General features: G+C 68.9%; 5 protein-coding genes and 2 pseudogenes. 2 read left to right on the top strand and 5 right to left on the bottom strand.

Annotation, left to right across the window (positions count from 1 at the left end; genetic code table 11):
• Positions 1–7 precede the first annotated feature (7 nt).
• Complete coding sequence (locus ACFWW8_RS37595; protein ID WP_386537186.1) at positions 8–310, bottom strand: transposase; 303 nt, start codon at positions 308–310, stop codon at positions 8–10.
• A gap of 39 nt (positions 311–349) precedes the next feature.
• Positions 350–1693: pseudogene (locus tag ACFWW8_RS37590) on the bottom strand (ISAzo13 family transposase); the annotation flags it as partial.
• Positions 1694–1873: 180 nt separating this feature from the next.
• On the opposite strand from ACFWW8_RS37590, the gene ACFWW8_RS37585 reads away from it, so the two are divergent.
• A complete protein-coding gene (locus ACFWW8_RS37585; protein ID WP_386537183.1) occupies positions 1874–2743 on the top strand; it encodes a transposase family protein in 870 nt (289 codons plus the stop codon).
• 324 nt (positions 2744–3067) lie between these two features.
• Here ACFWW8_RS37585 and ACFWW8_RS37580 read toward each other — a convergent pair.
• Positions 3068–4524: pseudogene (locus tag ACFWW8_RS37580) on the bottom strand (Mu transposase C-terminal domain-containing protein); the annotation flags it as partial.
• Positions 4525–5293: 769 nt separating this feature from the next.
• Here ACFWW8_RS37580 and ACFWW8_RS37575 point away from each other — a divergent pair.
• Positions 5294–7693, top strand: coding sequence for a 2OG-Fe(II) oxygenase (locus tag ACFWW8_RS37575; RefSeq protein WP_386537181.1), 2400 nt, complete (start codon positions 5294–5296; stop codon positions 7691–7693).
• A gap of 179 nt (positions 7694–7872) precedes the next feature.
• Here the strand turns inward: ACFWW8_RS37575 and ACFWW8_RS37570 are convergent, their stop codons facing one another.
• On the bottom strand, positions 7873–8214 hold the full coding sequence (locus ACFWW8_RS37570) for a helicase associated domain-containing protein (RefSeq protein WP_386537179.1): 342 nt from the start codon (positions 8212–8214) through the stop codon (positions 7873–7875).
• 263 nt (positions 8215–8477) lie between these two features.
• The coding region (locus ACFWW8_RS37565; protein WP_386537176.1) for a helicase associated domain-containing protein at positions 8478–8676 on the bottom strand (199 nt) is incomplete at its 5' end.

Here is an 8676-nt window from a genome sequence, read left to right as displayed (position 1 = left end):
TAGCGGTTCACCAGCGCGTCTCCGTCGCGAAATACCGGGCCGCCTTGCGGAGAATATCCCGTTCTTCCTCGAGCTCGCGGATCCTCTTGCGGGCGGCGGCCAGCTCCGCCTGAACGGCGTCGTCGCCGGGCCGGCGGCCGTCGGCGGCTCGGATCCAGTTCCGCAGCGTCTCGGTGTTCACCCCGAGGTCGGCGGCGACGGACTTGATCGTCGCTCCGGGCCTCGACCGGTACAACGCGACCGCGTCCGCCTTGAACTCGGCGGGGTAATGCTTCATCCCCACGGGGACTCCGTTCTCCTGGACCGTCAAGATCCAAGTGTCTCCGGTGTCCAAAACCCGGGGTCAAGGCCCGGTCGACGAGTGCGTCCAGCGCCTGCTCGGTCATGCCGGTCAGTTCCGGATTGCGCAGATCGCCAGCGCGGGACCGCGAGGCAGGCCCTCGGCCGGCCGCGGACCTTCGGCTGCGTCAGCCATCTCGTGGTGTTGTGGGTGGAGTGTGTAGTTCCAGTCGCCGTGGAAGCGGTGGCGGTGCATGGGCAGGGCGTCGATGTCTGTGTCGGTGACCTTGATGCCGGTGTTGTAGGTGCCCGGGTCGAGTTCGGCGTGGACTTTCAGGCCGGTGCGGGTGGTGGTTGCCTTGATGCTGTTCACGATGACGTCGTGACTGGTCAAAGGTCTGCCTCGCCAGTTCATGGAGATGTGGGAGAACAGCCGGTGCTCGATCTTGTTCCACTTCGATGTTCCCGGCGGCATGTGGCAGACCGTGATCTCCAGGCCCGTCTCGGCGGCCGGGGCGGCGAGTTCGGTCTTCCAGGCGCGGGTGCGGTATCCGTTGGAGCCTCCCGCGTCCGCGGTGATCAGCAGCCGGGTGGCCTGCGGGTAGTCGTGGCCGGCGCGGGCCTGCCACCAGCGGCGGATGGAGGCAACGGCAAAGGCTGCAGTGTCGTGGTCGGTGCCGACGCTGACCCAGCCGGTGTTCGCGGCGACGTCGTAGATCCCGTACGGGATCGCCTTGCCCGGTCCCTGTCGGTCCAGGAAGTCATGGGTCTTGACCTGTGCCGGAACCCCCTTCGGCTCCCACTCACGGCCCCCGTTCTTGTAGGGGCCGACCAGTTCCTTCTTCTTGGTGTCCACGCTGATCACCGGGTCGCCGGCAGCGATGTGCTCCTTGGCCCGGTCGTTGATGTAGTGGAACTGGGCATCCCGGTCGGGATGCTGGGCGCCCTCGAGGGTTTTGGCGTTGGCCTGGAGGCTGAACCCCTCTTCACGCAGGAGGTCGGCGACGGTATCCGCCGAAATGCGGTGGCCCTGCCTGGTGAGCTGGACGGCGAGTCTGCGGGTGGACTTCGTCGTCCAGCGCAGTGGCGACATCGGATCCCCGCGCATGTCGGGCTCGACCAGCGCCAACAGCGCGGGCCGCAGTTCTGGATCCAACTCGGCCGCCCGCTTGCGCCCGCCACCGGGACGGCGGACCCTGCCCAGTGGTTCCGCCCCCGCCTCCAGCTCGTCCACACCCTTGCGGACTGTGGTCTCGCTGACCTGAGCGGCTCGGGCGACCACCCGGATCCCCCCGTGTCCCAGGATCCTGGCCTCAGCCCCCATCAGCAGACGGCGCTGCCGCTCGTCCAGATGAGGGAACAACGCCGCGAACTTCAGGCCGAGTTGATCACTGACCTCGCCGGATATGCGCATACCACACCAACGAGCCAAACGGCGGGAAGCAACACCTTGATTCTCTGCGAGCTCTAACGAGCTCGTGCATGGTTGGCGGTGCGACGCTGGATCGTGATCCCTGATCATGTTCATGTGGTGGGGAACGAAACTCGTGCAGCGATCATCAGCGATCGGAGGATCACAAGGCTGTCGGCCGATGTGATCGCCGAACTCGTCGCCGCGGTAAGTCCGTTATGGCATGAACGGCACCAGGCGCGACTGGAGTCCAGGCCGCGGAAGCGGGCCGTCGGCGCTGGTGCGAAACACCGGCTGGTCTTTATCGACCGGCTCCTGGCCACCCTCGTTCACCTTCGCCACGGGGCCACGCACGAGGTGCTGGCCTGCTGGTTCAGCGTCGACAGCTCCACGATCACCCGGGCGATCGGCGAGGTGCGGCCCCTGCTCGCAGCCCGCGGCTGCACCATCGCCACCGGCATCCGCCTCCACACCCTCGCCGAGGTCATCAACCACCTCGGCGCCGGCGGACAGACCGGGAGCATCGACGGCACCGAGATCCGGGTCCGCAGGCCCGCCGCCGGCCGCCAGGACCGGGACAAGTTCATCTCCGGCAAGAACAAGCAGAACGCCGTCAAAACCATCGTCCTCACCGACGCCAACGGCAAGCTCCTCTTCTGCAGTCCAGCCCAGCCGGCCAGCTGCGCCGACATCACCCACGCCCGACAGTTAGGCCTGGTCAAGCACCTGACTGACGCTCCGGCCGTGGAGATCCTCGCCGACGCCGGCTACCAGGGCCTGGGCGCTCAGACCGGCGGCCGCGTCGTGACACCACCGCACCGCAAGTTCAAGAAGAACCCACCGGACTGGTATGAGGAGATCTACGAGCGCCAACGCAAGGCCCACTCCTCACGCAGGATCCGCGTCGAGCACAGCATCGCCCACCTCAAGAACTGGCGAGCACTCGCCCGCCACCACGGCCGACGCGAGCACCTCAGCGACACCATCCAAGCCATCGCCGGACTGCTCTCACACCAGCAGACCACCACCCGCGGCGCCAATCAGCCACAATGACCACCAGGCCGACCTGCACCTTTCGACGCCGCACCGCCAACCATGCACGAGCTCGGCGGTGGGTGATGTCCGGGGCGCGATGGCGCAGCGCGGAGTTCACTGACATCGTCTTGCCGGATCCGGCCGGCCCGTAGACGCACATCATGGCCTTGGCCTCGATGACGGCCTCGATGTTGTCCCAGGTGGTCAGCAGCGTGTAGGTACCACCAGCTGGGCCTGCTCCAAGTCCAGGAAGTAGTCTTCGCGCTCATTGGGCAGCAGCCCGTAGTCCAGATCAGCGATCATCAGCTTGGTCCTCATCAGCAGTAGGTGTGCGCGCCGTCCTGGGGCGGGCGCGGGGCCGTGCGGAACGAGATCGGGGCGGGATAGCGCGCGGCGGTCCGTCTGCGCCGCCGCGCCCAGTTCCTCTTCAGCCTGCGCTGAAGTCGGGGAGGTGAGTGGCCGGGGCGGGGCTGCGGTGGTGGATGCTTCGAAGCGCCGGCGACGCAGTTTCTCCGCCGCTTTTAGATCGGCCTTGAGCCGCCGGGCGGCCGCGGTCCGTGCGGCCTGGACGGAGCGGATCTGTTCCTGGCTCGCGGCAGCGGCCAGAAACGCCGATCCGAGGTGGTGGCCGGTGGCGGCGTCGAAGACCTCGATGGTGTCGTCGTGGTGGGGAAGGTGACGTACCGAGACTTTGGTGCCGGTACGGCCGTTCATCCACGGGGCGAGATAGTCTCGCCGGCGCCACCGCACCCCGCTCGTGCTGATCGTGTACGTGCGCCCGTCGTCCTCCAGGGCGAACGTCGCCAGCTGCCCGGCGGACACATCCGTGAGCGGTGTCGCGTCGCCCTGCCAGGCCTGGAGGGGGGTTTCCCAGTTCAGTGCGGTAGGACGATGGAGGGTGTTCCACCAGGTCACCCAGTCCAGCAGCAGCCCCACGAACGCCTCGTAGTTCAGAGGCGGTGCGTCGGGGTCGGCGAGCTGGCCACCGGTGAGTTTCTGGCGGCCGGTGTAGCGGGGGAGCGAGACGAGGAACATCTCCTCCACAGCGTCGTTCAGCGCTTCGACCGAACCCTTCAAATGTGGGGTGTAGGCGGGCAGATCGGTGACTGGGACGGCGAGCGCGCCCATTGCCGCGGTGACCGTCGCGCAGAGGAACTCCCTGCTGCGGTCGACCCGGATCTGACCCGGCAGCCCGCCCATGGGCCCGAACGGCTCGCTGCGGGTGATCGCGATCCGCAGGGACGCCAGCACCGCGTCCCGGCTCGGAGCGTGCGCGGTGACCGCCACTCCGGTGATCGCCTTGGTGGCGCAGTCGATGAAGTCACCTACGGTGTGTCCAGCTCACCTTCCACATCGACTTTGACGGGCACGTGCTTGTGATCGCCCTCCCACGCCGCGTTGTGATGCGTCGGCGGGCGCTGCCCGAACACGTCGTGAGCACGGCGGGCGGCTTCGCCGCTCTTGAGCCCGGCCCGCTCGCCGCGGGTCAGGTCCCGGCGGATCGCCCGGTGCAGCGTGGACAGCGAGGGCACCGCGGGAGCGTTCGGATCGTCGGCCGCCCGCTGTACCAGCTCGGCGTGCACACGGGAGGCGTTACCGCCCCACAGCGCCAGCAGCCGCCGGACTTCCGTGGTGACCGTGACATGGGGCGCCTCCACCCGTGCGAGGCGGTGATCCTTGCGGGCAGCGGCCAGCCACCGCCACACTGTCCGCTCCGACTTCCCCAACGCCTTTGCCACCAGGCGCACATGCGCGGCGCTCAGCTCACCGCGGCTGTCGAGGTCCAGCAGGCGGGGCATTGCCGCGGCCCGGCCCGGCGCCGGCGGGAACACGGCCACCGGACCGCTTTGGCGATCACCATCACGCCTTCCCTGCATCATGGCCCTTCCCACGAGAACCAGACGGCATGAACTGCCCTCCAGGTCCCAGGTATCGCAGCCCTTCGGCACCCTGCTGACGTGAATCGGCATAAGACTGACAGCAGCCATGGTCATCCGGTACGGATGTGCCTCCAGGTGGCGCCCGGCATGGTTGATCTGGTGCTCTGTACGGGCGCCGACGCCCGCGTCTTTTGGCCGGTGCGCGTGGCCGGTGTCACTGACCCGGGTACGGGGCGTGCTGCCCGGACGGTTCGGCCGGGTGCAGGCACGTCTATGGGCACGCAGGTCATGTGTGGGTGCGTGCGGGGCAGCGGCGGGTGCGGTGGCGTCGGGTGGTGAGGCTGTTGATGTCTGTGGTGGCCGCGGTCATGGCGTCCAGCCTCTCATCCCGCCCAGCTGACCGCCGTCCGAGGGATGGAAAGTCATACCGGACAAGGAGATGAGCTGTCCGCATACAAGAAGATCAGCTGTCCGCTCACCCGGACGTCCCGCTGTCCGTGGACAGCGACTTCGACGCCTGCTGGCGCTACCGCCGGCAACGCGATCACCTACGGTTCACACCATCCGCTACCGCGACGTGCTCCTCCTCGCCGCATGACCAACAGCCCGGGAACAAGGACTGCACGCGGCGTTTAGGGTTTCCCGGGACAGGCCATACGGCACGCTGTACCCCTGGGGACGAAACAGTATGGGACACGGAGCGCGGAAGCAGCTGGCGGAGCTGCTCGACGAGGCGCGGCGGTGCGGGGACTTCAGCACCCGTATCGAGGTGTCGGCCCGCGCGCTGTGCATCGAGGTCGACGGGGTGGGGGAACTGTCGCTGCCGCTGCGTGCCCCGGTCACCAAGAAACTGATCGCGCAGGCCCGGCAGGCATCCTTCGGCCGCGGCGAGCAGACCTTGTCCGACACCAACGTCCGCGACACCTGGGAGATCAGCCCGGACCGCATCACGCTGGGCGGCACTGACTGGGACCGCACCCTGGACGGCGTCCTCGACGGTGTCCGCACCGCGCTCGGTCTGCCACCCACCACGGTCCTGCGGGCCGAGCCGCACGCACTGCTCGTCTACGGCAAGGGCCAGTTCTTCCTGCCGCACCAGGATTCCGAGAAGGACGACTCCATGGTGGGCACCCTGGTCGTTTCGCTGCCCTCGTACCACACCGGCGGCGAACTCGTCGTCTCGCACGCCGGCCGCAGCGTCGTCCACCAGGCGTCCCGGGAGAAGCTGACCTTCGCCGCCTTCTACGCGGACTGTCTGCACGAGGTCAGGCCCGTCAGGTCCGGCTACCGCGTCACCCTCACCATGAACCTCCTCGCCGAACGCGTCCGCCCGGCCGGCGAGGACGACGGGGGCCCGGTCGCCGACCTGGCCCACTGCCTGACCGAGCATTTCACCGAGCCGGCCGAAGAGCGCTACGCCTACGGCCGCGGGAAGGCCGTACCCCCGAACCGCCTTGTGTACCTCCTCGACCACGAGTACACCCAGCGCGGCCTGGGCTGGGACCGTCTCAAGGGAGCCGACGCCACCCGCACCGCCCTGCTCCGCCAGGCCGCCGCAGAGGCGGACTGTGAAGCGGTCCTCGCGTTGGCCGAGGTGAGGGAGACCTGGGACGCGCATGCGCCGTACGACCGCTGCGACTACTACGGCGAGGTCGAGCACTACGACGACTGCGAGGACGAGGAGTGCGAGGGTGAGTGCCTCCTGGACCCCGATGGGGAACCCGGTGCCGAGCGCCGCCGCAGCGGCGACTTCTCCAGCTACGAACTGAACGAGCTGATCGACGACGAGATCACGCTGAGCTGGTGGACTCGCCCGGACGGCACGGGTGGCGAGCAGATCAACCTGCCCGTCGCGTACGCCGAGGTGTGCGCCACCACCGAGAACAAGGACCTGACGCCCTACCAGTCCGAGTACGAGGGCTACATGGGCAACTACGGCAACACCCTGGACCGCTGGTACCGGCGGGCCGCTGTGGTCCTGTGGCTCCGGCAGCGCTCGTTCACGGCCCGCGCCGAGGCCGGCTCCGAGGGTGCACTGCGGGAACTTCAGGGCCACCTGGATGCTGGGGACCTCGACCGGTCGCGCACGCTCGCCCAGTCGCTCGCCCCGTTCTGGAAGCACCACGATTCGGGCGAGGCGGCCGCAGCGCTCTTTGCCGCCGCCCTGCCCGTCGCGGTGGGACTGCGGGAAGCGGATACTGCCACGATGCTCCTCGCGCCTTTCGGGGTGGAGAACCTGGGCGAGCGGCACGCCCCGGGTCTCACGGCAGCGGCCGCGCGGTACGGACGGACGTGGGCCCGCGGGGCCGTCAGCAGCTGGTTCGGCACGGTTGGCGCGTACACCGGGGCCGACCGCGCGGCGTGGCTCGAATCGCTGCCCGGCCTGTGCACCGCGCTGCGGGCCGCCGACGGCGATGGGGACGCGATTGCCTCGCCGCTGGCCGAGGGCGCTTGGCAAGCAGTCGAGCAGCAGCTCACCAACTGGCTCGGCATCGGCCGCGAGACGGAGCGACGCACAGGCATGGAGCGGCTCGGCGCATCACTAGCCCGCGTCCTGCAGGCGGCAGGGCCCGAGACCGCCGGCACCATCGCCGCCACGCTGCGCGGCCTGCCGGACATCGCCTTGGAATGCCTGCTCCCTGCCCTGCGCACCGCGGCTCGCCAGCCGACGACCATACGCGACGGCGCACCCGCCGCCCGCGCTTTCCAGACCCTCGCCGACCACTGTGAGGGCCGGCTTGCCGCGGCCCTCACCCGCCCCGTACGTGCGGCCGACGACTGGTCCCTCACCCCGGCCGGGACATGCCGGACTCGCTGCGGACTCTGCCCCGACTTGGACGCCTTCCTCACCTCCCGTACCCGCCATGTCATGGAGTGGCCGCTCGCGAAGGACGGACGCCGCCACCTCCACAGTCGCATCGACGAGGCCGGCCTGCCCGTCTCCCACACCACCCGGCGCCAGGGACGCCCCTACGTTCTGGTCCTGACCAAGACGGACGCCGTCTTCACCCGTGAACAGGCGACCCGCACCCGCGCCGAGACCGACCTGGCGTGGCTGCGGGACATATGGTCCCGGCCGTGCGGTTGAGAGGTGACACATCCGTACCTCTCCCCGACAGCGATGACGAGAAGAGTGAAGGGTGCGGGCAATGCCGTTGCTTGAATGGCTAAACCAGTTTGGGTACGAGGGTGATGGCCTTTGGCTGGACGCGGCGGGTCGGTTTGAGCCCCCTGCCCTTCCACGCCCCGCTGCCCGTCCAGCGCCGCTTACGGCCAGCGCATCCCGATCGCGGACAGCTGCTCCATCCGCTCGGGCGTCAACGTCGCCGCCCTGCTCCGCTGGTTCCCGATCCATGCACCGAGCCGGTGTTCCCGCTCCTCCTGGTCCTCGCCGACGATCCGCTCGACGTGCTTCCTGGGGACCTGAAGGTGGCCTTCGCGTTCGTAGAACTGTTTGGCGGCCTCGTAGTGCGTGGTCCGTTTGTCGGCCTGCGTACGGCGCGGCTTCGGCTTCTCGTCCTCGCTGGCGGGTGCGATCCCGAGGACCTGCTCGCACATCCGCTGCTGCACCGCCGTGAGCTTGTTCCAGCCGAGGCGCTGCGCCCGCACCCACCGTCCGAGGTCCTCGTCCCGGTGTACGACGATGCCCGGTTCGGTGGGCAGTTCACCGCCGACCTCCTCCAGGTGCTGCCTCGTGAGGTGGAAGGCCCGCTGCCATTCGACCGACCAGGCCGGGCACCAGGACGGGTCGATCTCCTCCAGTTACTCCCGCCGCTCCGGCGACAGCGCGCCGGACCAGGACTCCACCGGCAGCCCTTCGGCCTGGCGCTGTTCGAGTTCTTGGGTGCGTCGGGCGGCGGCGCGGGCGTTTTTCAGCCAGATGCCGACTTTGTAGCCTGGTGGGCGGCGTCCAGCGGGGCCAGGAGGTGGCCGTGTTCGGCGGCCCACCCGCGCGCGGCGGCCAGGCCCTCCTCCCAGGCGACGTTGAAGTGGGACCAGATCATGCCGAGCTTCTTGTTGCTGAGGTCAGATTCGGTGGTCGGTGAGGCGGCCGTCGAAGGCGATGTCGAA

This window comes from Streptomyces sp. NPDC058701, from assembly GCF_042715295.1.
In the GTDB taxonomy this organism is placed as follows: Bacteria; Actinomycetota; Actinomycetes; order Streptomycetales; family Streptomycetaceae; genus Streptomyces.
The sequence above is the reverse complement of the archived record's forward strand: the minus strand, read 5'-3'. Positions and strand labels throughout refer to the sequence as shown.

Coding starts and splice junctions, on each gene's coding strand:
- ACFWW8_RS37575 (WP_386537181.1), top strand. CDS start 5,294: ATGGGACACGGAGCGCGGAAGCAGCTGGCGGAGCTGCTCGACGAGGCG.